The sequence below is a fragment of the Bradyrhizobium sp. USDA 4473 genome (genome assembly GCF_054063335.1).
Genome location: NZ_JBSSGE010000001.1, coordinates 6,993,812 through 7,017,124 on the forward strand (window position 1 = coordinate 6,993,812; position 23,313 = coordinate 7,017,124).

A 23,313-nucleotide genomic window follows, 5' to 3' on the forward strand; every position below is an offset into this window, starting at 1 on the left:
ATCTTTCCCGCTCACTTGATGGCCTCGAAGAAGATCGACTCGTCCGGCCGGTTGTCGAGCCGGTCGATATCGGGACAAATGCCCTCGCGATAGGCCCTTATGTGGGTCTCCGAGCACCCGGCGTCGCAGAACAGCGTCGCGAGCGACGCGCGGGTAAAACCCCAGTGATGCGCGAAGGCCACCTCCTTGCGGCGTTCGATCTCGAACACGCCCTTGAGGAAGGCCTGCGGCGCCGCCGGATCGTACAGCGCGACGATCCGTTCCATGTCGGGGACGACGATGCGGCATACCCCGCCCGGCGCCAGCACCCGCACGATCTCGCGCGCCAGCCGCGCGACCTCGTCGGGAAACAGATGCTCGAACACATGCGCACTGAACACCGCCGTGAGGCTGCCATCTGCAAACGGCAGCGGCTTCGTCAAATCCATATGGCGGAGTCCCGCAAACTTGCCCTGCTGATGTTCGGCATAGCGGGCATCGTTCAGCAGGCCGGCGAGATGCAGCGCTTTCGCCGCGAACGGCAGGCGCGCGATCCACAGATGCATCGTGATGTCGGTGTTGATCCAGCCCTCGATGCCGCAATTGAAGGCGCCGATATGCAACTTCGAGAGCGCGCGGCCCGATGCGTCGTTCGTCATATCCGCTCCCGCGCCGAATTGGTCAGCACGACCGTAATCACCGACGCCGCGCTGGAGGCCACCATCGCCGCAACCGCACCCGTTACCCCCCACGCGCCGGCCGCGAACGGCAGCACGCAGCACAGCGCGACGAGGCCGGCGATCCGGCTCAGCATGAACCGCTGCGGCTTGCCAGTCGCAAACAGCGGCAATGCGAGGCCGAGCCACACCGCATCGAGCGCCATCGCAGCGCCCATCAAGGCGAGGCTTCCGGTGCCGATCTGATAGGTCTGCCCATGGATGACGAGCGCGAGGATGCGCTGGCCGAGCAGCACGATCGCCGTGCCATAGGCCGCGGCGATCGATCCGAGCAGCAAGGCATTTTCACGCGCGGCCGCGGCAACGGCGCTGCGCCGGCCGGCGCGCAGCTCGGATGCGATCTCCGGCAGGCGGACCGAGAACATCGTCGCGCAGAACTGGCTGAGCGGTGCGAACACCAGCAGCAAGATGCGCAGCGATGCACTGGCGTCGAGCCCGATCAGGATACCACACACCGGGATCAGCCCGATGCTGCCGATCCAGTAGGTGAGCGAGGTCGCGACGAACCAGCGGCCGTTCCGGAACAACCGCCGCAGCGACCCGCGGAAGATTCTTGCCTGCGGCCAGGCCAGCTCGTTGGTGTGGGCCAGCAGCAGGCTCGCCGAGATCGCGGCCGAGATCGCGATACACCCCATCGCTGCGGCCGCGCCGGTCAGCTTGAGCGCGATCATCAGCCCGGCCGAGGCGACCAGCGCCACGCAATAGGTCAGCGAGGACGCCACCGCGCGCGGCAGCCGCCCGTCGAGATAACAGATGCGGCGGAACATGCTTTGCAGCCGAACCGCCGGGATCGCGAGCCCGGTTGCAACCACGAGCCCGCCCGCTTCGCTGCCGATCGCGGCAATCACCAGGCCTGCGATCACCAGCAGCAAGCCGAGCGAACCCGAGATCAGCAGCGACGACAGATAGAGGCCGAGCCGGAGCTGCGGCCACAACGATTTCGGGATGCGATGCGCGGTCGCCGGCAAGCCGTCGTCGAACAGGCCGCGCAGGAACACGGCCTCGATCAGGATCGAGAACGACCAGGCGACGCTGAACCGGCCGAACGAATTGATGTCGAGCACATTGGCGAGCACGATCGTCAGCACGAAGGCGGCGCCGCTGAGCAGTGCCTGATCGACCAGGCCGAGCGCGACATTGCCGCCGGCTCGCCGCAGCCGGCGGACCGATCCGCTCACGGCGGCGGCAACCCGGGACTGGCCCGCCGCGCGATCCAACCTGTCGGTCAACGCACTCACGCCTCACTCACACGCAATCTGGTGAACGCCCGCCGCGGCACCGTTTGCAGCCTCGCCTCCGGCCCGAAATAGCACCAGAACACCAGCACGCAGCCGAAATAATTGTGCAGCAGCTGGCTCGAATCGTTGGCGGAGGCGACCACGACGAACAGCAGCATCGCGAACGGCGCCAGCCAGTACATTCCTCGCCGCTCGAAAGTGAAGACGATGGTGTTCCACAATGCGCGCCCCAGCAGCAGGATGTAGAACACGCCGCCGAGCAGACCGAACTGCAGGAAGGCGTCGAGATAGGAATTTTCGAACGAGCCGAACTCGGTATTCCACGGCGCCATGTTGGTCAGTTCGGTCGCGGGCGAGTTCGGCAGCTCGTTGAAGAATCCGGAGAAGCCGTAGCCGAGCCAGGGGTGTTGCCAGAAGAAATGCGGCCACACCGACCAGAGGAACGAGCGGCCGGTCAGATTTCCGCTGCGGCCGACCAGCCCATACAACTCGTCGCTCGGCACCGCGAACACGACAAGCGCCACGAAGGCGAGGCCAAGCCAGTAGATCGCCGCGGCGCCCCTGTGCCCGAGCGCCACCAGCAGCAGCCCGAACGTGACGGCAAGCGCCGTCAGCATGCTGATCAAAGGTCCTGCGGCGCCGGCCGCCGCGAGCGCAAACAGATGGCAGCCCATCAGCAACAGCGACCAGCCGAATTGCTTGCGCGGCCCCGCCAGCATGCGCACGAAGCAGATCAGCACCATCAGGCCGAAGAACGCGCCTGCGAGATTCTTGTGGCCGAACACGCCGGCATAGGCCTGGGTGCCGAGCACCGTCGGCCGATGCAGCGGGTCGTAATCCCATTGCGAGCCGAGCACCGGAAACAGCACGACGTGAACGATCAGGACCACGATCCCGATCCGGAACAAGGTGTCGACCAGACGGTCGACCGGACAGCTGATCACGACCCAGGCCGAGAACATCGTGGTCAACAGATACATCGCGAACTTGACTGACGAGCCGGCGGGATCGGCGCTCAGCATGAGCGACACCAGCGCGAAGGCCATAAACGTCAGATAAAGGTGCGATTGCAGCATCAGCAGGCCGAAGCGCTTCCGGTCGACTGCAATATGCAGCATCAGGAGAATGTAGAGCAGCAGCCACGCGCCGCGGAACAGCGTGGATTCGCCGGCCCGTTCCGCGAACGAGATGCCCTCGATGAAATTGAACAGGAAATAGATACAGCCGAGCACCATCACCAGATAGGCGTGCAGGAACACATCGGTCCGCCACCACCATCGGCCGATCATGGCGCGGCCTCCTGCCGGGCCGGCGCCCGCGAGAGATGATCGACCGCAGCGCTGAAGCGGGCCGCGGCGTCGGCAAGCGCATCGCGTCGCACGCTTTGCCGGGCTCGCTGCGACATCGTTTCCCAGCGTGCGGGATGTTCGAGCAGGCCGCGCGCCGCATCGACCCACATCTGTTCGTCGAGAGCGCAAACATGGCCGTTGTCGCCATCGCGCACCAACTCGCCGCCTGCCCCGACATGCGGCGACACCAGGCAGGGCACGCCGCACTGCATCGCCTCGTTGCAGACGAGGCCCCACGGCTCCAGCAGCGAGGGCAGCAGCAGCAGGCGGGATTGCAGATAGACTTCCGAGATCGCTTGCCACGGCACATAGCTGTCGTGGCGGACATCGATGCCGGCATCGCCGAGCCGCGCCAGCATCCGCGCCTCGGCGGCGCCGGACCCGACTACGCGGATACTGAGTCCGGGCAGCACCTTGCCGAGCGCGATCGCGACGTTCTCGAAGAAGATCGCATTCTTGGCGTCGTCGTTGATGCGGGCGCACCAGAGCAGATGAAACGGACGGTCGTGGAAGGCGGGCACCGTCGCCGGCGGATCCCATGCCGGCACCAGCGGCACCACGAACAGATCGTCGTCGACCACGCCCTGTTCGCGGAAATAGGCCCTGCCCTTGTCGCTGCAGCAGACCACCGCGTCGCACTGGCGGAGCAGCCATGGCCGCGCCAGCCGGTGATAGGCGGTGTTGGGCATGGTCTCGCGCCAGCCGTCGATCGTCAGCGCGAGCGCCTTGCCGTTGGCGCCCGCCCATGCCGCGCCGGCCAGCATCGAGGGATAGAGTCCGTTGACGAACAGCACGTCGGGCGCAAGCGCGTTCAAGGCGCGGCCGATCCCGATATTGACATGGGTGTGACGCGACCGCGACAGCGGGATCGAGACGCCGGGCACCGTGCGTGTGGTATAGCGCGGCGTAAACGAGCCGGCCCAGAACCGATCGGCCTCCTGCGCGGTGCAGGACAGCACGGCGAGATCGAGCCCTCCGTCAACCAGCTCGTTGTAGAGCCGGTTGGTGTAGGGTGTGATCATGTTGTTGAAGACGACCACGCGCGGCGCCATGGCTCAACGGTCCCGCGGCGGCGCCGCGTCGTGCCGGCAGATCGCTCCGCAATGATAAGTCGCAAGCCGGGTCGCAAGGCCTGGGCCGACCGACAACAGCGACTTCCGCACGATGCTCTTCACCAGCCCCTTCAACCGCGACGAATGAAAAGCATGCACCGGCAGGCTGTGGTCCCAGGTGCCGAAGCCCTTGACCTTGAGCCCCACTGTCTCCAGCAGCAGCCGAAAGGTGTCAGGCGTGTAGAAATTGATGTGGCCGATGTCGAGCGTCGATTGCAGCGCCCCGCGACTGGTCCGCGCGTGCAACTCGCAGGGCACCTCGACATAGATGAAGTCCCGCGAGACGCGAGCGAGCTCGTGCAGGAATGCGCGCGGCTCGGGCACGTGCTCCAGCACATGGCTGGCATAGACCAGGTCGAACGATCGGTCGGCGAACGGGATCGTCGCACCATCATAGCTCGACCAATGGAACGGGGCTGAAGCGGCGCCGTCGATCTCCAGATTGGTCGCGGGATCGATCACGTCGATGCCGGTGAAATCGCGGCCGACACCGATCGCGGACAGCCGCGCCAGCACGGCGCCGGTGCCGCAGCCGACCTCGAGCACAGTGCCGATCCCGGCAGCGGACGCACCAAGCAGGCCGGCAATATGATCGGCCTTGTCGACCGCGCAGACGCGGCGCCAGTCGCGCTCCTGCGCGGAATAGACGCCCTCATAATGCGCGTTGTGTCGTCCGACGAGAAATTCCATGGTCATGGCCTAGCCCTCGCTTCGGGCGGCATTCGGGCAAGCTCGTCGAGGCGGTCGTTCGATTTGCGCTCCAGATTGCGCCGCTCTGCCGGCGAGCGGCGGTCGAGATCATATCCGATGTCGGCCATGGTCTTGGTCAGGATGTCGACGTTGCGCTGCGGAACGGCGGCAAGGCCGGCCAGCAGCTTTTCCCGGTGCACCCAGCCCGGCCCCTTCAGTAGATCGATCGCTTCGGTGTAGAGCTCCGTCTTCACCAGGCGCGCGAACTCGGCAACGACCTCGACCGAAAGATCGGGCGGCAGCGCATCGAACATCGCGAGCGCCATGGCGCTGCGCTTGACGACGATCCAGCCCTCATTGGGTCCGAGCCGGTAGGACATCCGCAGCAGGTCGAAATTGGCGTCGCTCAAGCCCTGCCTGGTGTTACGAAGCCAGAACAACACCAGCCAGAGATAGGGATCGGCCGGCGCGCAGCCGAGCGACTTGCGGATCGCCGCATCGAGCTCGCCCATCCGGGCGTCGACCTGGTCGCCGGATGCGAGCGCGTTCTCGGCGAGCCGCAGCCGGATCACCGCCGCGCTGCGATCGCTCGCAGGCATGCAATCAGATGGCGCCGCGGCGCGGGAGAGCGCCGGCGCAAGCACGCCGAGCTCGGCATCGCTGACCGCGACGTTGCGCAGGATCAGGTCGCTGGCGCCATCCAGCCGGATCTGGTCGACAAAGTCCGGCAAGGTGGTCGCGCCCCAGGCGACCGACGAGCACGCGACCACGGCCAGCAAGCCGCGCGCGAACCAGACGGCGGCACGCCGGGACATCGCATCGCGTGTCTCACTCGGTGTAGCCATATCGCCCATAGTGCGAGTTGTAATAGTAGTTCTTGCCGCCATAGCCGCTGTAGCGGCTCATCGCGGCGATGTCGGCCTTGTTGAGCACGACGCCGAGCAGGTTCTCGTTGACCGCGCGCGCACTGCGCAGCGCCCGCTCGACCACCTGCACCTGGGTCTTGCCCCATTCCACGATGAAGATGAAGGAATCGACGAAGTGCGCGGTGATGCGGACATCGACCACCGGCGTCAACGGCGGGAAATCGACGATCACGTAATCATACTGGCTGCGGACCCCGTCGATGAAATCCTTCATCTGGTCGGAAGCCAGCACCTCGTGCGAATGCGCGATGCGCGACCGTGTGGCGCCCGGCAGGAAGGCCAGACCCGTCTCCGGATCGCGCCACAACACCTCCTGCAATGTCGCATTGTTCGACAGCACGTCGAGGATACCGCGCTCGGCACTGGCGGCGACCTTGCGGCTGAGCGAGGGATTGCGCAGGTCGCAATCGATCAGCAGCACGCGCGCCCCGCTCTGCGCCACCAGTTGCGCGAACACGAAGGCCAGCGTCGACTTGCCCTCGTTGGGCAGCGCCGAGGTCAGACCGAGGATCTTCGACGGCTTGGTGACGTTGAGGTCGGCATTGACCTTGATCGAGCGGATCGCTTCCGAGAACCGCGAGAACGGCGAATCGATCGCCGCCCACAGCACCGCCTCGTCGCCGCGCTGGATCGTGCGCAGGCCGACTGGCAAATTGGGGCGACCGGCCCTCGGAGGCTTGAGCTGGCCCGGCGCGACGCGGGGCACGATGGCGACGCAATCGGCGTCGAGGATGGTCTCGACCATCTCGGCGGTGCGGAACACCCGGTCGTAGAGATCGCGCAGCACGCCGAGCCCGAGGCCTGCGATCAGGCCGCCGAGCGCCGAGAGCGCCAGCACGACCAGGGTCTGCGGGTGGCTCTTGCTCAGGGGACGCGAGGCACGGGTGATCACCCGCGCCTCGCTGACCGGGAACGACTGCTGCTGCACGTTTTCCATGTAGCGCTGCAGGAAATTGTCATAGAGCGAGCGATAGGTCTGTGCCGAGCTCTCGAGCTCGCGCAGCGTGACCTGCGCCTGGTTGGTCGACTGCGATTGCGACACCGAATCGTTGACGGCGCGCTCGATCTCGTCCTGGCGCTGCAGGGCGATCGCATAGTCGCTCTTGTAGCTTTCGGCGAGCCGCTTCAGCTCGTCGATAATCGACGACTGGATCTCGCGCATCTGGTTGCGCAGGTTGACCGCGGCCAGATGATTGTAGCCATAACGCGACGACCAGTCGGCCTCGCGATTGGCAAGCTCCAGATATTGCGAGCGCAGCTTGGTGATGACCTGGTTGTTCAGGGTATCGGCGACCGTCGCATCGGGAACGCCGCCCTTCACGACCGCCTCGATGCGGTCGAGCTTGGCCTTGGCGTCGGTGACCTGCGACTTCACATGCAGCAGCTGGGTGTTGAGCTCGCCCAGTTGCTGCTCGTTGAGCAACTTGCCGCTGGAAGTGACGATATTGTTGGTCTTCTTGTAGTCGAGCACCGCGCGCTCGGCATTGGATGCCTGCGTACGCAGCTCCTGGATGCGGTCCTGCAACCAGACGCTGGCGCGGCGGGTCGCCTGGTACTTGGAATCGAGCTGGTCGACGATGTAGGCATCGGCGACGGCGTTGGCGATCTGCGCCGCGCGCTCCGGATCGAGCGAGCGGAAGCTGACCTCGATCACATAGGTCATGCCGCGGCGGCGGACGTCGAGCTGCTTCTGGAAGGTGCGGACTGCGCGCCGGGTCCGGTCGAACTCGTTGGGCGGCGCGCTGCCGGCGAACAGGCCGGTCACGAAATCCAGCACCGCTCCCGCCGCGCCGGCCTTGGAGCCGATGAATTCCGGGTCCTCGTTGAGCTTGAGGTCGCGGATCACCGTGAGCGCCACGTTCTCCGACTTCAGGATTTCGACCTGGCTCTCGACCGCGGAGGAATCGACGGGGACGTCGTTCGCCGGCGACTGCTGCTGGAACACCTGGAATTTGCGCGTGTCGATGATCATCGTGGCAAGCGCGGTGTAGCTCGGCGCCGCCGTCGCGAGATAACAGATGCCGCCGAACAGGCAAAGCCCGGCGGTGCCGAGGATCACCCAGTACTGCCGCAGCAGATAGGTGACGAAGGCGTCGAAGGTTTCCGCCAGCGACGGCAGTTCGGCCGGACGATTTCTCAGATCGACAGTCGGCGGAATCTGGTTGCGCTGAAGCATCTCGTCCTATCGCCGCGCCGGCAGGATGGATCCTGCCCTCGCGCCCTCCAATAGCGCCGGGACGCGTCCCGACATCGAAGCGCATTGCTGCAGAGAGTTCTCCATCGGCAACCGCAAGCCCGCTCAGGGAGTCACTGTGGAAATGAGTGTGGTGCCCGTCGTGTTGCCCGAACTGCTGACCGACGAGGTGAAGCTGAAGATGCCGGTATTCACGCTGTTGCCGTTGATCGCCTCGAGCGTGCCGCCTCCGGCGCCGGTGGCGCCGATCGCGCTGGTCTGGCCGCCCGAAGCGCCGGCGCTGCCCGCGCCGCCGGCGCCGGTCGCTGCGGTGCCGGCATCGCCTGACGCTGCGGCAAACGCCATCACGGTGTCGAGGTCCTTGGTGTCGGCGATCGCCTGCTGGATGCGCGTCGCGTAGGGCTGGTTGCTGCGCACCACGATGCGCGCGGCCTGGGCGAGACCGGCGGCGATCGCGGTCTTCTGATCCTTGCTTGCCTTGGCAAGCAGCGCGATCAGCGGATCGAGCGCAGTCGGATCGTTGACGGCGAAATCGCGTGCCCGCGAGGTCAGCTCCACGCCTGCGTTCGGAAACTGGGTCAGCAACTGCTCCGGATTGGCCTTGAAGCTCGTCACCGCCTGGGAGAGCTGGACCAGCCCGCCCGTCGTTTGCGCCATCACAGCGCCGCCGGGCGCCGCGAGCGCCAACATCACAAAAACCGCCAGGCGCGGGGCGGAAAAACCGCCGGATCGTTCAAATGTGAACACTTCTATCTCCCTAACGAATACTAACAGTTCGTTAGCATAGTCAGAGTTATCGCGCCAATTAAAACCCCTGCCCGGCACGACGCGCGAAATCAACGTTAACCGGCCGCCCCGGCCGTAACATGGCCGTCACGGTCGCCACGGGCACGGCCGGAGCGGAAGGATTGTGACAGGCCCGCCCCGAGCAAGGCGGCGATAACAACGGCATAGCCGGTGATCTGGAGCGAGAAATCGATCATCGAATGCAGCGCACCGGCAACCGACGCGCAGAGTGCCGCCAGCGGCACGATGACGTCGCGGCGGCGCGTCCGCACGCCATGCGCGAGCACGCCGAAGGCTGCGAGCAGCGCGATCATGACGGCGCCGGCCATTAACATTCCGCCGTCGGACGCGAGCTCGAGCCAGCTGTTGTGCGCCCGGTTCCAGGTCCCGCGCAGCGAGATGTCGTCGGTGCGATAGGCCGGATAGACCCATTCGAAGGATCCGAACCCGGCGCCGAGCCAAGGGTGGTCCCAGATCATCCGCAGCGTCGCACGGTAGGTCGAGAACCGTCCCTCGTCCGACAGGCCCATCGTGCTGAAGCGCGCGCCGACGCCGCCGCCGAGCAGTTGCAGCAAGGCGAGTGCGACCAGGCTGCCGATGCCGAGCGCGACGATCAGGCCGTAACGGCGCGGCATCCGCTTGCGAAACAGGATTGCGGCGCCGACGACCGCGGCCAGCAGCGAGATCCCCACCCCGCCGCGCGATCCGGTCAGAAACATTGCGAGCAGGCAAATGAGCCAGCCGACCCCATGGCCGGCAAGCCGGCGCCGCGCCGGCCTGTCGAAGCGCGCCAACAGACGTGGCAGGCTGCCCCGGCGCGACGGCCAATGCCGCTCGATCAGCTCGCAGCCGAACAGCAGCCAGATCAGGGCACAACACCCATAATAGATGGCGGCGGTGTTGCGGTTGACGAACGGCGAGGTCAGCCACTCCAGATGCGCCTGCTTCTCGTGCAGCAGATAGATCCGGGTGGGATCGATCGCGAAAGTGACGATGCCGCAGATCGCATAGGCGAGGCCGGCGAGCGCCACCGCCCGCAACAAGCCGCGCGCCAGGATGCGATTGGCGCCGAGCACGACGCCGATGGCGAAACTGAGCAGGCAGACGATCGCAACACCGGCGGAATAGAACGGCAGATTGGTTGCGATCGCCACGACGGGCGGCAGCTCGGCCGGCAGCAATCGGCCGGCCTCCGCCCACAGCGCGTTCGGCGCCGAACCGAGCCAGGGCCGCACCGCCGATTGCTCGTGCAGCACCAGCATGGCGAGCGCCGTCAACAGCGCCGTCACCGCGAGGATCGCGAGCTGGCCGCCGCGCAGGCGCATCGGCAGCACCCCGAGCAGTGCGATTCCGAGCAGGATCGACCAGATCGCCGGTGCGACAGCGCCGATCGAGCCGAGCGGCAGCGGCGCCAGCGCGACGACGGCGCAGAACAGCCACGACGACCAGCGCACCGGCCACGGCAATGCCGTCGCCTCGCCCGAGCCGGAAGCTAATCGCACAGGTGTCATGAAGCCGGCCGTGCCGGCTCACGCCCTAGTATCAGGGCGCAAGCTTGATCGAATTACGAAGTAAGGTTGCGTTGTAGGCGGCCACGATCGGATCGTTCGCCGTTGCGGTGACAAGGCGGATCTGCTGCATCAACTTGGCGTCCTCGACGGATGCCGCGTTCGACGCATAGAGCACGTCCTTGTTGCGCAACTGGAAACGCGTGGCCAGGAAATAGCCGGCCGGATCGCGGAAATTGATGTTGTAGACGACCGGGATGATCGGCCCCGAATATTTGCTGACGTCGACGCCGAGCTTGGCCGCCACTTCCGGCAGCTCGCCGCGATAGACGAACACCGAGGCCGGATCGGCCGAGGAATCGTTCAGACCGCCCGCCTTGGCGACCGCTTCGGCGAGCGAGATGCGCCAGGCTTCGAAATTGAATTGGCCCTGCGCGCCCGAGGCGCCGAAGGCGACGAAGGTCTGCGGCTCGCGGTAGACATAGATGGTATCGCCGGGATGCGCGTAGATGTTGCTCTTCGGCTCGTAGACCAGCTGGCCGAACGGCACGGTGGTGCGCTTGCCGTCGCGCTCCAGCATCACCCAGGTGTCGAACCCCTGCCCTTTCGGACCGCCGGCGCGGGTGATCGCATCGAGCACCCGCTCGCCCGCGGCGTTGGCGGGGAAGCGGTTCGGCGTATTGACCTCGCCGAGCACGGAGATCAGCGAGGTGCGCTGCTCGATCAGGGCGACCACGGCCTGCGGCTCGATCGCGCGATTCTTCAGCGCATCGACGATCGAGCGCTGCACTTCGGCCGGGGTGCGGTTCTTGGCGCGGATCGCGCCGGCATAGGGCACCGAGATGTTGCCGTCGGTATCGACGTTCTGGTTCGGCAGCGTGATGTAGTTGCCGGGGCGCACGCCGGCCTCGACCGGAATGAACAGACCGCCGGCGGCGGCCTCGAAGATCGTGACGCTGACGACGTCGCCGATGCCGAAATGGATGTCCTTGGGCGGCGGGCCCTGGATGCCGCCGGCGAGTTGCGGCGCGAACGACGCCAGCACGTTCTCGACCTGCGGCGTGATCTTCACCATCGCATACGGCAGGCTTTCCGCGTCCTTCTGCCCGGCAAGGACATCAGAACTGGTCGGACCGTTGGTCGGCATGTAATGGCAACCGCCGAGCCATCCGGCGGCCGCAAGCAATAACATCACCCGAATGAAATTCGTACGCGACATTCAAAAATTACTCCGGCCGTGCCGTAACACGCCGATTATCATAATCACAAGGTTCCACGATATATTGCGGTGCAATTGATAAAGAATGTTAGCAAGGTGCGGCAATTCGGCGACACCCGCGCATCGCCGTGCGACAAAGACCGGCGCGACGTCACTCCGGCTTTGATTTTGTGTGATGCTCCAGTTATCTGTGAATGAGATAGTTTGCGTTAACCGATTGAGGGGTCGATGGCCCGCATGAAGTCCCTGACGATTGCCTTGGGAATTGCCCTGGGAATTTCCTTCGGAAGTTCCTTCGGAACGGTCGCCTTCCTGGTTGGCGGCTCGAGCGCTTTTGCCGCCGAATTGAGCGTCTATAAAGCCCCGCGCGCCGTCGAGCGGGTCAGCGGCAATTGCCAGCGGCTGCAATATTGTCACGGCGATATCTGCCAGTGGAAGCGGGTGTGCTGGCACGGCTGTCCCGACCGTTATGCGTGCGCCCCGCTCTACGGCGCCTACGGGCCGTATGGCGGCCGCGATTATTGGGCGGCCTATAGCTATGGCGACCTCCGCCCGTTCTGAATGTTAGTTGATTAACATAACCGCCGGCCTGCGAACGCAGATGCCGCATCCGACGGTTTTCCGAGCATCGGATTAACCCCGGCTTAGCACCCGGCCCGCTAGGATGCGGGCGCAGGGTTTGGTTATGTTATTTGTTTTCCTCGGCAATTTGATCGGCGGCGCCGCGCTCGGGCTACGCCAGCACTGTCTGGCGCTGGCACCGGTGGCGCTTGCGGAGCTCGCGCTGCTCGTCGCGATCGGCGGCGCTCGGTCAGAGACCCTGCTGTGCATGGTCGTCGCGATGGTGGCGCTGCAAGGCGGCTATCTCGCGAGCAGCTTCGCGCCGCTGGTCTGGTCGCGCTGGTTTCGCAGCTCGACGCCGCTGCTCGCGCTGCGCCGCCCGCAATAACGCCGCATAACGCTGCCTCATTGGGCGCGACCGATTCCCATTGACCTCGCGGCAAGCCCGGGGCATCCCGCTGCCTCGCGTTCTCATCCTCCGCAGGAACAACCTTCTCAGGATTTGCCCTTCTCGTGTGGAACGTCACGGCTTTCATCTGCATCCTGATCGGCGCGTCGATTCCATTCGGCTTGATCGACGGATCGCTCGCCACCGGTCTGGTCGGTGCCGCAACGTCGCTCGGACTGCTGGCAAGCCTGACGGCGATCCGTCCCGGTGAACTGTCGTTCCTGAAATCGGTCGCCGGCCCGGCGATGGCTGCGGCGCTGCTGCCGATGCTCTGGATCATCCTGCAGATGCTGCCGCTGCAGACGCTGGCGAATCCGGTGTGGAAGTTCGCCGGCGAGACGCTCGGCGCATCGCTGACCGGCAGCGTCACGATCGATACCGGCGCAAGCCTTGGCGCGCTGCTGGTCTGGCTGTCATTTCTGTCCGTGATGATCGCCGCCGCGGCGATCGCGATCGATGCCCGCCGCGCCGACAGGGTGGCTCGCAGCATCGCCGCGACGGCGGCGGTCGCGGGCCTGATCCTGCTATCGGACAGCGATCCGCTGAAAACGTGGCTCGGCGCGGCCAGCGCCGCGCGCGATGCGACGGCAAACGGCTTTTTGCTCGTCGTTCTCGCCGGCGTCCCGCTCGGCCTGGCGCGCGCACTCGATGGCGGCGGCGGGCACGGCGATGGCCGCACGCAGGCGCGGTTGGCGCAGCTGCGCTGGCTGCTTGCCGCGAGCACCCTGCTGTGCGTCATCTGCGCCTGCTGGTACGGCCGTCGCGGCGCCGCGATCGCGCTCGCTGCCGGCATCGCGCTCGTGCTGATGACGTTCGCCGCGAGAAAACTTCATCTGCATCGCTGGAGCAGCGCTGCTGCGGCGGCCGCGATCGCGCTGATCGCACTGGCGACGGCGGTCGCCAACCGTCATCCGGATGTCCCGCTTGCCATTGCCTTCACGGAGGCGCCGGCCGAGCTCGTGCAATCGACCCTAAATCTGCTCGGCGACCTGCCCGCGCTCGGCAGCGGCGCCGGCACCACGGCGATGCTGGCGTCGACCTACATGGACTGGCAAGGCGCAACCACGCGGCCGGTGGTGGCAACCAGCGCGGCCGCCTTGATCGCGCAGTTCGGTTCCGCCATGTTCTGGACGTTACTCGCGGTTACGGTTGCAGCCATCGCGGCATTCACGGCCGGCGCGCGCAATCGCGGCCGCGACTGGTCTTATTCCGCGGCGGCCGCGGCCGTATTGCTGACGCTGGCGCTCGCCGCCTTCACCTTGCCGGAATTGCCGGCGTTGCCCGGAGTGATCGTGTTGGGAGCCGTGATCGGAACAGGACTTGCCCAGCGCATCAGCCGTCCACGGCTGCGGGCGGGCTAGACGGCAGATGCGCAGCCTCCTCCGGCGTCTTGTCGGCCAGACCGGCGGCCTCGACCATGACGAGGGCGACGAGAGCTGCATCTATGCCGTCGGCGATATCCATGGCCATGCCGACCTGCTGCAGGAGATCTGCGCCCGCATTGATGCCGACATCCGCAAGTCGCGGCCGGCGCGGCCGATCCAGGTGTTTCTCGGCGACTACATCGATCGCGGACCGGACTCGCGCGACGTGATCGCCATGCTCGAGCAGCGCCGCCGCACCCGCAGCATGATCTGCCTGCTCGGCAATCACGAAGCCTGCCTGCTGGAGTTTCTCGTCAATCCCGACATGCTGGCGCAATGGCGGCAGTTCGGCGGCCTGCAAACGCTGATGTCCTACGGGCTGTCGCCCTCGCCCAATCCCGATGCCGCGGAGCGGCGGGCGCTGGCCCGGCAATTGGTTCGCCAAATGCCGCCGGCGCATCTCGCCTTCCTCCGCTCGCTGCCGATCTGCTACGTGCACAGCCGCTACTTCTTCGTGCATGCCGGCGTCAGGCCCGGCGTCGCGCTCAACCAGCAGCGCAAGGAAGACCTGCTCTGGATCCGCGATGACTTCCTGCTGTCGGAAGAAGATTTCGGCAAGGTCGTGGTCCATGGCCACACGCCGGTGTATGAGGCCGAGCTGCTGCACAACCGCATCAATGTCGACACCGGCGCCTATGCAACCGGCCGCCTGACCTGCGTCAAGCTGGAGGGACCGCGGCGAACCCTGCTGACGACCGGCGACCGCCTGACGCGCCAAGGTTCACGCCAAGGCAAACACGAAGGCTCGCACAATGGCTGATACGCTGCAGCGGTATGCGCGGCTGCTGTCGCCGGCTTTCAGGCCGGCGACAACAGCGATCGGTGCGTTGACGCTGGCGTTGTCGGCGTGGTGGCTCGCCGCCGATGCATTGCGCGTCAAGCCGTCGCTTGCGGCCAATATCGGCGCGGTCAGGAGCGAGCTGTGGCTGCGTGACGGCTGGAGCGAATTGCAGCCATCGCCCGAGGCGGCCGAAGCCTCCTTCACGCGCGCGCTTCGGCTCTCGCCGATGGATTCCGGCGCCTGGTTCGGCCTCGCCTCGGCGACCGGGCGGTTCGACTGGCTGAACCCGACCACGTCGAAGGCGTTGAAGATGTCTTATTACACGGGCTTCAACCGCAGCGACTTGATCGCGCCGCGCCTGATCCTGCTGGCGCAGGTCGACACCGCACGCGATGTGGAGCTGGTCGATCTGCTGCAGCGGCAAATACGCCTGATCCTGACCCGCGCGCCGGAGCTGAAAGGCGCGATCGGCCAAGCCTATCGGGTCGCATCCGATGCCAACCGGCGCATCATCGAGGCGGAATTCAAGGATGCCAACCAGAGCATTCCGGAGTAACGCAGCGGCACGGGTAACCGTTGGACGGCCGCCCCGTCAGATGCCCTTGTGCCGCAGCACCGCGCCGACCGTGCGGAGCAGGATGCGCAGGTCGAGCATGAAGCTCCAGCTCTTGATGTAGATCAGGTCGTGCGCGACGCGCAGCTGCATGTCCTCGATCGCAGGCGTCGCACCGCGCAGTCCCTGCACCTGGGCGAGGCCCGTGATGCCGGGCTTGACGTGCTGGCGCTGCGCATAGCTTGCGATCAGCTTCGAATATTTGTCGTCATGCGCCAGCGCGTGCGGCCGCGGCCCGACCAGCGACATGTCGCCGCGCAGCACGTTCACCAGTTGCGGCAGCTCGTCGATGCTGCGCCGGCGCAGCGTCGCGCCGATCCCGGTCAGCCGCGGATCGTTCGGCCGCGCCTGGGTGATGACGTCGCCATCCTCGAGCACATGCATCGAACGAAATTTGAGGATATAAAATTGCTTGCCGTCGAACCCGTTGCGGCGCTGCCGGAACAGGATCGGCCCCCGGGAGTCGAGCTTGATCGCAATCGCCGTTCCGATCAGAAGCGGCGCGAACAGCACCAAGAGGCCGCTGGAGGCCACGATGTCGAACAGGCGCTTGCCGGCACGCTCGAGCGAGGTGAGCGGCGAGCGCTGCATTTCCAACGTCGGTATCGGGCCGGTCGCCACCATCCGCAGCGCCAGGAACCGTTCCGCGGTCCGATCCGGCAGCAACCGCACCGGCAACGGTGACGCCCGCAGCTGATCGCACACGAACTGGATGCGCGGCTCCTGCTGCCAGGGCATCGCCAGGATGATCTCGTCGGCGCCGCATTCGCGCGCCGCGCGAATGGCCGACGCGACGGCAGCGCGATCGGCGTCGTGGTCGGACTGGCCGGACAGCTGAACCCGCCGCACCTCACTGAGGCCGAAGTCGCGCAGCAGGCTCGATTGCCGCACACGCGACAATTCGTCCGCCATCCCGACCACGACCGCACGGCGCGTCGCCAGCATGCCGCGGTCGATCGCGCGTTGCAGCGGCGCTTGCAGCAGCATGCGTCCACCCACCAGACCAAGGCCGCCGATCAGACCGAACGACAGCACCGATCCGCGGGAGACGCCGGAGCCGACCTTCAAGAGGAAGATGATCAGGGTCATCAGCAGCACGACCAGCAGCCAGCCGCCGAGCAGGCTGCTCCAGCGCCGGTCGAGGCCGGCCAGCACCTGCGGGTTATAGAGGCCCTGCGACTTCGCCACGAACATGTGAAGGATGGCGGCAAGGACCCCGATCCCTAGAAAACCCTCGAAGCTGTTGCTATAAATCGTGTGGTAGTAAAACAGATGATAGGCCGCGCCGCCGATGATGCTGGACAGCACGACGATGACCATCTCGAAAGCGACGGCAAACGCTTCGAGCGAGGCAAAAGCGAACGAGAAGGCGCCGAAGTTAACCGGTACCTTCGCTAATCGAGCGTCCGAAAGGTCGGTCATCGGGAATTAACATTCGTGTTAACAATTCATATGTTTAATATCAGGCAGGTCGTGAGCTCGCAAGACCTGCCGGCAATCTCAGGCAGAGAGCATCGATGAGTTCATCGACTGGCGAAACCGAAGCCGCGCTTGTGGCCCTCCTTCACTTGATCCGCCTGATGGGCGCCGAACTCGTCGCAGGTCAACATCGCGACGACGTCGAGGTGCTCGTCAAGGCAGTCGAAACAAAACTGCGATCGGCCCGCTTTCCAGCCGAAATGCCGAATCAGGACATCGTCAATGGCCTGGACCTCGCACAGGCCAGGTTGCGACCGATCCTCGAAGAGCTGCGCGCACGCTCGGAAAAGGCGCATCTGAGCGACCAGCTGCTGCTGGCGCCCAGGCCCTCGCGAATCCACTAGCGGATCAGCCGGTCGTCAGCTCTGAACTTCACCACGGCGGGGCAAACCGCTCCCGCCGCTGGATCTGAGCGCAAGCTTCTCCTCGATCTTCATTTTTTCGAGCAGCAGATCGGTCACGATCCGGCGCAGCCGTTCATTTTCCAGCCGCAATTCGTCAATACGGTTGCGCGCAGGGGGGATCCCATCTCGATCTTCGGAGTGAGCGGCGAATTCGGTAACAGTACCATTCGCCTGGTGACCGCGCGCGGCCTCCTGCTTGCGCCAGCGGTGAAATGTCATCACGCTAACGCCCAGCACCTTGCACGCTTGGGCTTGTGACTGCCCCCGCGCCATGAGTTCCTCGGCCTGTTTGACCTTGGAAGTGATCTCCTCAGTAGAATGACGCCTCATTGGTCATCTCATTGCCCCCTAGATTGGCAATAATCGCATGGCCTATAAGCTATGTAAATGCAACAGGAAATTCAAATTGAGGATTCCCCGGGGGTCTTTCGGGAGCCTCAAGCTTGCCATCGGCAGCGACGCATTGTGCGAAGAAACGCCGAAGCTGCAAGGTACTTACCGAGATATTTGCGCAATATTCCCCCTCAGCAAGCGGCCGAGAAAAAAAGTTATACTACTTTTGGGGTATGAGAATTTGATCTGGATAACTGGCGCACTGTTTGCATTCCCCAATGAGAAGTAAATGAGAACATCCGATCGGTCCGTCGACAGATTGTGAGTGCACCATGTTCCCTTGTGATAGCACCGCCGCCGGTCAAGTAAGGATTTCACAAAACTCTAACAAACTGATCCCGCAGCTTTCGCGCCCGATAGCTTGCGGTCACGCACGTGCGGAAGTAGTTACTAAGACGTTAGGTGTCGTGAGGGTTTCAACATATTTGAGCATTATTTTCGCGAGACCTAACACTCATAGCTCGATCCACGATTTGTCAATTAAACGCTTTCCCACCCGAGGCCATCCGGCGGACCCACGACCGCCCGACAATCCGCGAACTATTCTGTGCTGACGCCAGTCAGAGCCAGTCTCTGATCACCACTTTTGCGAGGATCGACACTATGGCGCGTCTCAAGGTCTTCGAGGGGAACCAATCCACGTCCAGCGAGGCGACCGACGCGCTGGAGCGGCTGGTCGCAGAGAATTCGGAGCTTCGGCATACCGCCGTCGAGTTGGTCTTGCAGACCTGGATCCTGCGCGAGCGCCTGTCCGATGTCGTGACGCACAAGCCCGTGCGTCAGGAACACTGACCGCTCCTCCCCTTTGACCGCAATCCTTCGTAGCAAATATCCGCCAACTCGCCCCACCGAGTGGCGGGGCGGAGCACTCTTCAATTCAAAATTGGCGTTTTCACAGCACGCGCGCCAGCATCCTCGCCGGATTGGCTTGGATGTGGCCGCAAATTCTGCTCGGTGGGAGGCTGACGACTTCAGCTGTGAATCCGGCGCAGCGCGACGCGCGGAGTATTCTGCTCACGGGACATGCCGAACGAACGCGACGAATCCGGGCGCTCGTGGATTTCACGTAGCTCGGCGATATCAAGCATCAGCGCAACGACTTCGTTGCGCAACGATTGATTGGTCGCCAGCAATGCCTCTTCGATCGGCTGATGCAAATGTTGAATCTTGTGCTGCTTCATGGCGCGCCCTCGCTCTGCGGTTAAGGGTATGAGCGATGTGATTGAAGTTTCGATGACAGGGTTATTCCGCGCACATGCAATGCGGTTAATGGGGCAGGTTTGCGACAAACACGGCTCCGCGTTAAATTTTCTCCATCAGGTTCCACAACCTGATCGCGAAGCGCTCGATCGATGGCCCGAATGTGTCGCAGAGGTGCGACGGCCGCGGCGGCGATAAGGCGCACAGCCAGACAACGCAACTCAGCGAAGATGGGAGTTCGAGCAAGCGCATGAAATTGCTTGGCGAACATCGATAAGCTCCGTGGCTTGCGCTGCTCAACGCGCGTCGGCCGGGGATCACAATATCGCCGCGTTATGGCGAAGGCTCGATGAGGACCGCTCAAACGCGCACAAGATATTCCACCAAGCCTGCCCCATCGACGCAAAATCTGCTACCCCCACGCATCAAGGATCGCAGAGTGTTGCGACCGGTTGCGAATGTTGAAGCGATGCCTGGCGGCCCGATCCCGTTCTGAGCGATGCGACGAAATGTTTTCGCGCGCGATAGCCGGGGCAGGCGCGATATTCGCCTCCATCGAACGCAAGCACGATAGCTCTATTCTAATTCAAATCGAGCGGAGCGATGCGTCCGGTTTGCACGGCGAGCGGGCGCGCATTCATGCGTTTGCCGCTTCATTCTACATGCTTTGCACGATCACCAGGCAAACAGCTGAGCGCCACGAATCGCCATAAGCATCGCTAATCCGGAATGCGCATCGCGACGCGTGTTACTTCGAATTCGGAGGCGTGTCGTCGTCCATCTTGCCGCCATTGGCGACGCACTTGCTGAAATAGTCCCGCTGGGCCTTCGCACCACCCTTGGCGCTGCCGGAGGCCGGATTGCCGGGCTGAAGCGGCGGGAATGCCTTCGCCACCAAGGCATCGCAAGCGCGTGCCACTTTGACGTCGATCGCGCGCGCCGGAACGATGATGCCGGAAATGATGATCACGGCGTGAGCGATTGCAAAACCGGTGATAACTCTCATGACCAAACTCCGTTCCACGCCGAACCAACTTTTATCGCGCCCGGATTCGGCAGGAGCACTAGGTCCGATCGACGTCGTGATAGTCCCGGTACCAGGCGACAAACCTGGTGATGCCGTCCTCGATCCGCGTCCGCGGGCGAAAGCCGATTTCGCGCTCGAGGTCGGAGACGTCGGCTGACGTCTCCAGGACATCCCCAGGCTGCATCGGCAGCAACTGCTTGTCGGCCTGCCGGCCGAAGCCCTGCTCGAGCAGCGTCACCACATGCATCAGTTCTTCCGGCCTCGAGTTGCCGATATTGTACACCCGCCAGGGCGCCTTGCTCGATCCGGGATCGGGGTGCGCGCCCGACCAGCCGGCGTCGCCTTCGGGCGGACGGCCGATCAGCCGCGCCATCGCCTCGACCACGTCATCCACATAGGTGAAGTCGCGCCGCATATTGCCGTTGTTGAACAGCTGGATCGGCTTTCCCTGCGTGATCGCATCCGCGAACGCATAGAGGGCCATGTCCGGCCGATACCACGTCCCATACACGGTGAAGAACCGCAGCCCGGTCGTCGGAATGCGATAGAGGTGGCTGTAGGAATGGGCGATCAGCTCGTTGGCCTTCTTGGTCGCGGCGTACAGGCTGACCGGATGATCGACATTGTCGTGGGTCGAGAACGGCAGCTTGGTGTTGGCGCCGTAGACCGACGACGAGGACGCAAACAGCAGGTGCTTGCAGGCGGTATGCCGGCAGCCCTCGAGGACATTGAGGAAGCCCTCGAGATTGGAATCCACGTAGGCGTGCGGGTTCTGCAGGGAATAGCGCACGCCGGCCTGCGCGGCGAGATGCACCACCACCTCGAAGCGATAACGCTCGAACAGCGCCTTCATCCCGGCGCGATCGGCAAGGTCGAGCTCGACGAAGGTGAAGCCGGGGTGCTGCTTGAGCAGATCGAGCCGCGCGCGCTTCAGCGCCGGGTCATAATAATGGTTCAGATTGTCGATGCCGATGACCGGCTGCCCTGCCCGCAGCAGATGCTCCGCCAGATGGAAGCCGATAAAGCCGGCGCAGCCGGTGACGAGTAGATTGCCTGCGATCACCACGTCCTGCCTGTGTCTTTCGCCTTGCGCCGGAGCCGCCGACGACATCAGGCGCGGCCGCAGCTTTCGCTTTCGCGTCGGCTGCAAGGCACGTCAGTTGCTGGCGGCCGGAGCTTTGTAGTCCGGAAAGCGGCTCAATACCGCGGCCTTCATGAACTTGAAGTGCGCGATCTCGGTCGCCAATTCCTTCAGGCGGCGCTGGCCGTTGGAGATCTCGGCGTCAAACAGGTCCTGATGGTAGTTGTCAAGCGCCTCGCGCTCCAGATACTCGTCGGTGCCGTTGCCAAGCGTCACCGCGGCGCGGGCCAGAACGTCGTCGACACGGCGGCCAAGACCGGTCTGCTCGCTTTCGGCCGCCTGCAACGCGGCTTCGATCGCGGCCATGATCGATCCGATCCGGGCGCGATCGGTCTCGGCATCGCGCTCGGCCGAGCGAGCCTTGAAACCTTCCTCGCCACGCCGCGACCTGATCAGGTCATGCGCGCGAGCCCGCAAAAACAGCTGAAACATCAGTCGGTATCCGGTTCGGGCCCATTCAGGCAGGATAGGCCAAAAATCACCCGGTCTTAGTTAAAAAAGGGTGAATTGCCTTCGTAGCCGGCCCTCAGGTCGGCCTTCCACTTGATCCAGGCCTTATCGTGCTTGTCGTAGAGTTCCAGCCACCGTCCCTCGCCGGCCGACGGCACGAGCCCTTGCCCCTGCTCTTCTCGGTCCGGCAACGCGGAGTCCAAGCCCTCGAACTCCGACGTCTCTTCAAGCGTGAGACCGACCAGCACGCGCCGGCCACTGACATCGACGACATACCGCCTTGGCGAATGCCCCCTGAGATCACTCATGCTGTGCAAGTTCCCTCACGCTGCCGAGCGCCGACGACAAGACCAGGCCGGCACCCAGCCCAACTGCCATAACGAAGACAAGATGACCCATTGCATCTCGCACGCCAACCCCAACTGGCCCGACTGTCGCGCTACCTCGATCGAACTAGCCCGCTAGAACGCGCGGCGCACATGACCGAATGCGCTGACCGGCTGTTCCCGTCGCGACGATCTGGTGGCCGACGGCGCCACATAGGGCGCATAGATCCGATATTGTGCGCGGCGCCGATGCGATCGCCACGCGCGCGCGGCGAAGCCGGAGAAGAAACCTGCGACGAACGCCGCCGCGAGAATGAGAACAGGAGAAAGCATCACAATCGTCCACATTCGCCCCGATGTTATTAACATTCGGACTTGTGACGACATCATGATTGCGCGCGCCGAAAGATTGTTCAGCCGCGGGAATCTTTGTGCAACCGAACGACGCAATGATCAGGCGCCAATCGGAGTTGTTCTCGCGAGAACGATCTCAGGAGAACCACCAGAGCATGAATTTCAGGAACATCGAACTGAGAAGATAAATCCACCCCGCCATCGCCAGCACCGTCAGTCCGACGAAGACACCCGATGCGCTTTTCTCCTTCAGGCGCACCAACAGCGAATTTTTTTCTTCTTGCCGATACAACATTTCAAGCTCGAGACGCATCTGATTCAAATCAGCTAGCAGTCAATTTCGATGATCTCGTGACGCGCCGCGCGAGCGATCCGCCCGTCGCATCACAGATGGTCATTGCAAAATCTCGTGAAGCCGCGCGTCGTCGCTCGACGAATTCCGCTTGAAGAAAATCCTCGGCTGAAAATCCTTGCCCGAACATCCTGGCCTCGGACGCGGGAGATCAGTGCTCGGGGGAGGCCGCGCGCAACGCCATGACGACACGGCGCCCTGCGCCGCCTGCATCTCAATTTAACATTGGAGACCTCGCACGCGCATTCGCCACAGCCGCGTTACACGCGGAAGAAGACGAGCCAGACGAGGCCGAGGATCAGGACGGCAAGCCCGATCGACACCGTGAGCAGCGCGAGCACCGAAGGTCCAGGCTCGGCCTGGCGCGCCTCGGTCGGGGTTTCAATGATCTGACCGTGTCGTTCCGTTGCCATAAGACCTCCTTGCTTAAGTGCCTGTAATTCCGGCGGTTGCTGCTCCCCTTCGCAAGGCCAACGCGTGATCAGGAGTGACGTTCCGAACCGTTTGACGGCGGTCCGACGGCGTCCCGCGCACCGCGTCAAACGGGCGCAGGCTTGAGGCCACGGTTAACGCCGTTACGAGATTCACCGGGCCATGTTGTTTCAAACCGGGGTTCCCGGTG

Annotated in this window: 27 protein-coding genes; 7 read left to right on the plus strand and 20 right to left on the minus strand. The window is 64.2% G+C overall.

Annotated features, from left to right (window positions below):
• Positions 1–11: 11 nt before the first annotated feature.
• The 10 genes from ACVW17_RS32960 to ACVW17_RS33005 all read right to left on the minus strand — a co-directional run bounded on the left by ACVW17_RS32960 (position 12) and on the right by ACVW17_RS33005 (position 11,738).
• Positions 12–638, minus strand: coding sequence for a class I SAM-dependent methyltransferase (locus ACVW17_RS32960; protein WP_456755757.1), 627 nt, complete (start codon positions 636–638; stop codon positions 12–14).
• On the minus strand, positions 635–1,954 hold the full coding sequence (locus ACVW17_RS32965) for a polysaccharide transporter (RefSeq protein ID WP_456755758.1): 1,320 nt from the start codon (positions 1,952–1,954) through the stop codon (positions 635–637). The genes ACVW17_RS32960 and ACVW17_RS32965 overlap by 4 nt, the downstream gene beginning before the upstream one ends.
• On the minus strand, positions 1,951–3,243 hold the full coding sequence (locus ACVW17_RS32970) for an O-antigen ligase family protein (protein ID WP_456755759.1): 1,293 nt from the start codon (positions 3,241–3,243) through the stop codon (positions 1,951–1,953). Before ACVW17_RS32970 ends, ACVW17_RS32965 begins: the two co-directional genes overlap by 4 nt.
• On the minus strand, positions 3,240–4,355 hold the full coding sequence (locus tag ACVW17_RS32975) for a glycosyltransferase family 4 protein (protein ID WP_456755760.1): 1,116 nt from the start codon (positions 4,353–4,355) through the stop codon (positions 3,240–3,242). Before ACVW17_RS32975 ends, ACVW17_RS32970 begins: the two co-directional genes overlap by 4 nt.
• 3 nt (positions 4,356–4,358) lie before the next feature.
• On the minus strand, positions 4,359–5,111 hold the full coding sequence (locus ACVW17_RS32980) for a class I SAM-dependent methyltransferase (protein ID WP_456755761.1): 753 nt from the start codon (positions 5,109–5,111) through the stop codon (positions 4,359–4,361).
• Entirely contained in the window at positions 5,108–5,920 is an 813-nt protein-coding gene (locus tag ACVW17_RS32985) for a hypothetical protein (RefSeq protein WP_456755762.1), read from the minus strand. The genes ACVW17_RS32980 and ACVW17_RS32985 overlap by 4 nt, the downstream gene beginning before the upstream one ends.
• 13 nt (positions 5,921–5,933) lie before the next feature.
• Entirely contained in the window at positions 5,934–8,207 is a 2,274-nt protein-coding gene (locus ACVW17_RS32990; protein ID WP_456755763.1) for a polysaccharide biosynthesis tyrosine autokinase, read from the minus strand.
• A 123-nt stretch (positions 8,208–8,330) separates the two neighbouring features.
• Entirely contained in the window at positions 8,331–8,915 is a 585-nt protein-coding gene (locus ACVW17_RS32995; protein WP_456798325.1) for a hypothetical protein, read from the minus strand.
• A 152-nt stretch (positions 8,916–9,067) separates the two neighbouring features.
• On the minus strand, positions 9,068–10,522 hold the full coding sequence (locus ACVW17_RS33000; RefSeq protein WP_456798326.1) for an O-antigen ligase family protein: 1,455 nt from the start codon (positions 10,520–10,522) through the stop codon (positions 9,068–9,070).
• Between the two features lie 31 nt (positions 10,523–10,553).
• Positions 10,554–11,738, minus strand: coding sequence for a polysaccharide biosynthesis/export family protein (locus ACVW17_RS33005; protein ID WP_456755766.1), 1,185 nt, complete (start codon positions 11,736–11,738; stop codon positions 10,554–10,556).
• A gap of 228 nt (positions 11,739–11,966) precedes the next feature.
• Between ACVW17_RS33005 and ACVW17_RS33010 the strand changes: the two genes are divergently transcribed.
• The 5 genes from ACVW17_RS33010 (at position 11,967) to ACVW17_RS33030 (ending at position 15,508) form a co-directional block, all read left to right on the plus strand.
• On the plus strand, positions 11,967–12,299 hold the full coding sequence (locus ACVW17_RS33010; RefSeq protein ID WP_456755767.1) for a hypothetical protein: 333 nt from the start codon (positions 11,967–11,969) through the stop codon (positions 12,297–12,299).
• Positions 12,300–12,423: 124 nt separating this feature from the next.
• Positions 12,424–12,687, plus strand: coding sequence for a hypothetical protein (locus tag ACVW17_RS33015; RefSeq protein ID WP_456755768.1), 264 nt, complete (start codon positions 12,424–12,426; stop codon positions 12,685–12,687).
• Between the two features lie 125 nt (positions 12,688–12,812).
• Positions 12,813–14,108, plus strand: coding sequence for a hypothetical protein (locus ACVW17_RS33020; RefSeq protein WP_456755769.1), 1,296 nt, complete (start codon positions 12,813–12,815; stop codon positions 14,106–14,108).
• A gap of 7 nt (positions 14,109–14,115) precedes the next feature.
• Positions 14,116–14,931 (plus strand): metallophosphoesterase family protein, encoded by an 816-nt coding sequence (locus tag ACVW17_RS33025; RefSeq protein WP_456755770.1) that lies wholly within the window; start codon positions 14,116–14,118, stop codon positions 14,929–14,931.
• Positions 14,924–15,508 (plus strand): hypothetical protein, encoded by a 585-nt coding sequence (locus ACVW17_RS33030; RefSeq protein ID WP_456755771.1) that lies wholly within the window; start codon positions 14,924–14,926, stop codon positions 15,506–15,508. Before ACVW17_RS33025 ends, ACVW17_RS33030 begins: the two co-directional genes overlap by 8 nt.
• A gap of 36 nt (positions 15,509–15,544) precedes the next feature.
• On the opposite strand, the gene ACVW17_RS33035 is transcribed toward ACVW17_RS33030, so the two are convergent.
• The gene (locus ACVW17_RS33035) at positions 15,545–16,987 is read right to left on the minus strand and encodes an undecaprenyl-phosphate glucose phosphotransferase (RefSeq protein WP_456755772.1); all 1,443 of its coding nucleotides are present in this window, start codon (positions 16,985–16,987) and stop codon (positions 15,545–15,547) included.
• Between the two features lie 95 nt (positions 16,988–17,082).
• On the opposite strand from ACVW17_RS33035, the gene ACVW17_RS33040 reads away from it, so the two are divergent.
• Entirely contained in the window at positions 17,083–17,388 is a 306-nt protein-coding gene (locus ACVW17_RS33040) for a hypothetical protein (RefSeq protein ID WP_456755773.1), read from the plus strand.
• A gap of 15 nt (positions 17,389–17,403) precedes the next feature.
• On the opposite strand, the gene ACVW17_RS33045 is transcribed toward ACVW17_RS33040, so the two are convergent.
• A complete protein-coding gene (locus ACVW17_RS33045) occupies positions 17,404–17,778 on the minus strand; it encodes a transposase (protein ID WP_456755774.1) in 375 nt (124 codons plus the stop codon).
• 666 nt (positions 17,779–18,444) lie between these two features.
• Here ACVW17_RS33045 and ACVW17_RS33050 point away from each other — a divergent pair.
• Positions 18,445–18,633 (plus strand): hypothetical protein, encoded by a 189-nt coding sequence (locus tag ACVW17_RS33050; RefSeq protein WP_456755775.1) that lies wholly within the window; start codon positions 18,445–18,447, stop codon positions 18,631–18,633.
• Positions 18,634–18,812: 179 nt separating this feature from the next.
• Here ACVW17_RS33050 and ACVW17_RS33055 read toward each other — a convergent pair whose 3' ends face one another.
• From ACVW17_RS33055 to ACVW17_RS33090, 8 genes are all read right to left on the minus strand, one after another.
• Complete coding sequence (locus ACVW17_RS33055) at positions 18,813–19,022, minus strand: hypothetical protein (protein ID WP_456755776.1); 210 nt, start codon at positions 19,020–19,022, stop codon at positions 18,813–18,815.
• Between the two features lie 767 nt (positions 19,023–19,789).
• Positions 19,790–20,047, minus strand: coding sequence for a hypothetical protein (locus ACVW17_RS33060; RefSeq protein WP_456755777.1), 258 nt, complete (start codon positions 20,045–20,047; stop codon positions 19,790–19,792).
• 58 nt (positions 20,048–20,105) lie between these two features.
• Complete coding sequence (locus ACVW17_RS33065) at positions 20,106–21,134, minus strand: NAD-dependent epimerase (protein ID WP_456756583.1); 1,029 nt, start codon at positions 21,132–21,134, stop codon at positions 20,106–20,108.
• A gap of 90 nt (positions 21,135–21,224) precedes the next feature.
• The gene (locus ACVW17_RS33070; RefSeq protein WP_456755778.1) at positions 21,225–21,641 is read right to left on the minus strand and encodes a hypothetical protein; all 417 of its coding nucleotides are present in this window, start codon (positions 21,639–21,641) and stop codon (positions 21,225–21,227) included.
• Positions 21,642–21,697: 56 nt separating this feature from the next.
• Positions 21,698–21,967 (minus strand): hypothetical protein, encoded by a 270-nt coding sequence (locus ACVW17_RS33075; protein WP_456755779.1) that lies wholly within the window; start codon positions 21,965–21,967, stop codon positions 21,698–21,700.
• A gap of 153 nt (positions 21,968–22,120) precedes the next feature.
• Positions 22,121–22,318 carry a hypothetical protein gene (locus tag ACVW17_RS33080; RefSeq protein ID WP_456755780.1) on the minus strand — a complete coding sequence of 66 codons (198 nt, stop codon included), beginning with the start codon at positions 22,316–22,318 and terminating at the stop codon, positions 22,121–22,123.
• 157 nt (positions 22,319–22,475) lie between these two features.
• On the minus strand, positions 22,476–22,652 hold the full coding sequence (locus ACVW17_RS33085; protein WP_212019182.1) for a hypothetical protein: 177 nt from the start codon (positions 22,650–22,652) through the stop codon (positions 22,476–22,478).
• Between the two features lie 299 nt (positions 22,653–22,951).
• Entirely contained in the window at positions 22,952–23,104 is a 153-nt protein-coding gene (locus ACVW17_RS33090) for a hypothetical protein (protein WP_456755781.1), read from the minus strand.
• Positions 23,105–23,313: the final 209 nt, after the last annotated feature.

What these genes read in the sequence shown, in the direction of transcription:
- ACVW17_RS33080 (WP_456755780.1), bottom strand. Translation starts at nt 22,318, where the DNA reads ATGCTTTCTCCTGTTCTCATTCTCGCGGCGGCGTTCGTCGCAGGTTTC.
- ACVW17_RS32975 (WP_456755760.1), bottom strand. Translation starts at nt 4,355, where the DNA reads ATGGCGCCGCGCGTGGTCGTCTTCAACAACATGATCACACCCTACACC.
- ACVW17_RS33045 (WP_456755774.1), bottom strand. Translation starts at nt 17,778, where the DNA reads ATGAGGCGTCATTCTACTGAGGAGATCACTTCCAAGGTCAAACAGGCC.
- ACVW17_RS32985 (WP_456755762.1), bottom strand. Translation starts at nt 5,920, where the DNA reads ATGTCCCGGCGTGCCGCCGTCTGGTTCGCGCGCGGCTTGCTGGCCGTG.
- ACVW17_RS32970 (WP_456755759.1), bottom strand. Translation starts at nt 3,243, where the DNA reads ATGATCGGCCGATGGTGGTGGCGGACCGATGTGTTCCTGCACGCCTAT.
- ACVW17_RS33025 (WP_456755770.1), top strand. Translation starts at nt 14,116, where the DNA reads ATGCGCAGCCTCCTCCGGCGTCTTGTCGGCCAGACCGGCGGCCTCGAC.
- ACVW17_RS33000 (WP_456798326.1), bottom strand. Translation starts at nt 10,522, where the DNA reads ATGACACCTGTGCGATTAGCTTCCGGCTCGGGCGAGGCGACGGCATTG.
- ACVW17_RS32980 (WP_456755761.1), bottom strand. Translation starts at nt 5,111, where the DNA reads ATGACCATGGAATTTCTCGTCGGACGACACAACGCGCATTATGAGGGC.
- ACVW17_RS33090 (WP_456755781.1), bottom strand. Translation starts at nt 23,104, where the DNA reads ATGGCAACGGAACGACACGGTCAGATCATTGAAACCCCGACCGAGGCG.
- ACVW17_RS33035 (WP_456755772.1), bottom strand. Translation starts at nt 16,987, where the DNA reads ATGACCGACCTTTCGGACGCTCGATTAGCGAAGGTACCGGTTAACTTC.
- ACVW17_RS33060 (WP_456755777.1), bottom strand. Translation starts at nt 20,047, where the DNA reads ATGAGAGTTATCACCGGTTTTGCAATCGCTCACGCCGTGATCATCATT.
- ACVW17_RS33015 (WP_456755768.1), top strand. Translation starts at nt 12,424, where the DNA reads ATGTTATTTGTTTTCCTCGGCAATTTGATCGGCGGCGCCGCGCTCGGG.
- ACVW17_RS33070 (WP_456755778.1), bottom strand. Translation starts at nt 21,641, where the DNA reads ATGTTTCAGCTGTTTTTGCGGGCTCGCGCGCATGACCTGATCAGGTCG.
- ACVW17_RS33075 (WP_456755779.1), bottom strand. Translation starts at nt 21,967, where the DNA reads ATGAGTGATCTCAGGGGGCATTCGCCAAGGCGGTATGTCGTCGATGTC.
- ACVW17_RS32990 (WP_456755763.1), bottom strand. Translation starts at nt 8,207, where the DNA reads ATGCTTCAGCGCAACCAGATTCCGCCGACTGTCGATCTGAGAAATCGT.
- ACVW17_RS33050 (WP_456755775.1), top strand. Translation starts at nt 18,445, where the DNA reads ATGGCGCGTCTCAAGGTCTTCGAGGGGAACCAATCCACGTCCAGCGAG.
- ACVW17_RS33010 (WP_456755767.1), top strand. Translation starts at nt 11,967, where the DNA reads ATGGCCCGCATGAAGTCCCTGACGATTGCCTTGGGAATTGCCCTGGGA.
- ACVW17_RS32995 (WP_456798325.1), bottom strand. Translation starts at nt 8,915, where the DNA reads ATGTTGGCGCTCGCGGCGCCCGGCGGCGCTGTGATGGCGCAAACGACG.
- ACVW17_RS32960 (WP_456755757.1), bottom strand. Translation starts at nt 638, where the DNA reads ATGACGAACGACGCATCGGGCCGCGCGCTCTCGAAGTTGCATATCGGC.
- ACVW17_RS33005 (WP_456755766.1), bottom strand. Translation starts at nt 11,738, where the DNA reads ATGTCGCGTACGAATTTCATTCGGGTGATGTTATTGCTTGCGGCCGCC.
- ACVW17_RS33040 (WP_456755773.1), top strand. Translation starts at nt 17,083, where the DNA reads ATGAGTTCATCGACTGGCGAAACCGAAGCCGCGCTTGTGGCCCTCCTT.
- ACVW17_RS33085 (WP_212019182.1), bottom strand. Translation starts at nt 22,652, where the DNA reads ATGCGTCTCGAGCTTGAAATGTTGTATCGGCAAGAAGAAAAAAATTCG.
- ACVW17_RS33055 (WP_456755776.1), bottom strand. Translation starts at nt 19,022, where the DNA reads ATGAAGCAGCACAAGATTCAACATTTGCATCAGCCGATCGAAGAGGCA.
- ACVW17_RS33030 (WP_456755771.1), top strand. Translation starts at nt 14,924, where the DNA reads ATGGCTGATACGCTGCAGCGGTATGCGCGGCTGCTGTCGCCGGCTTTC.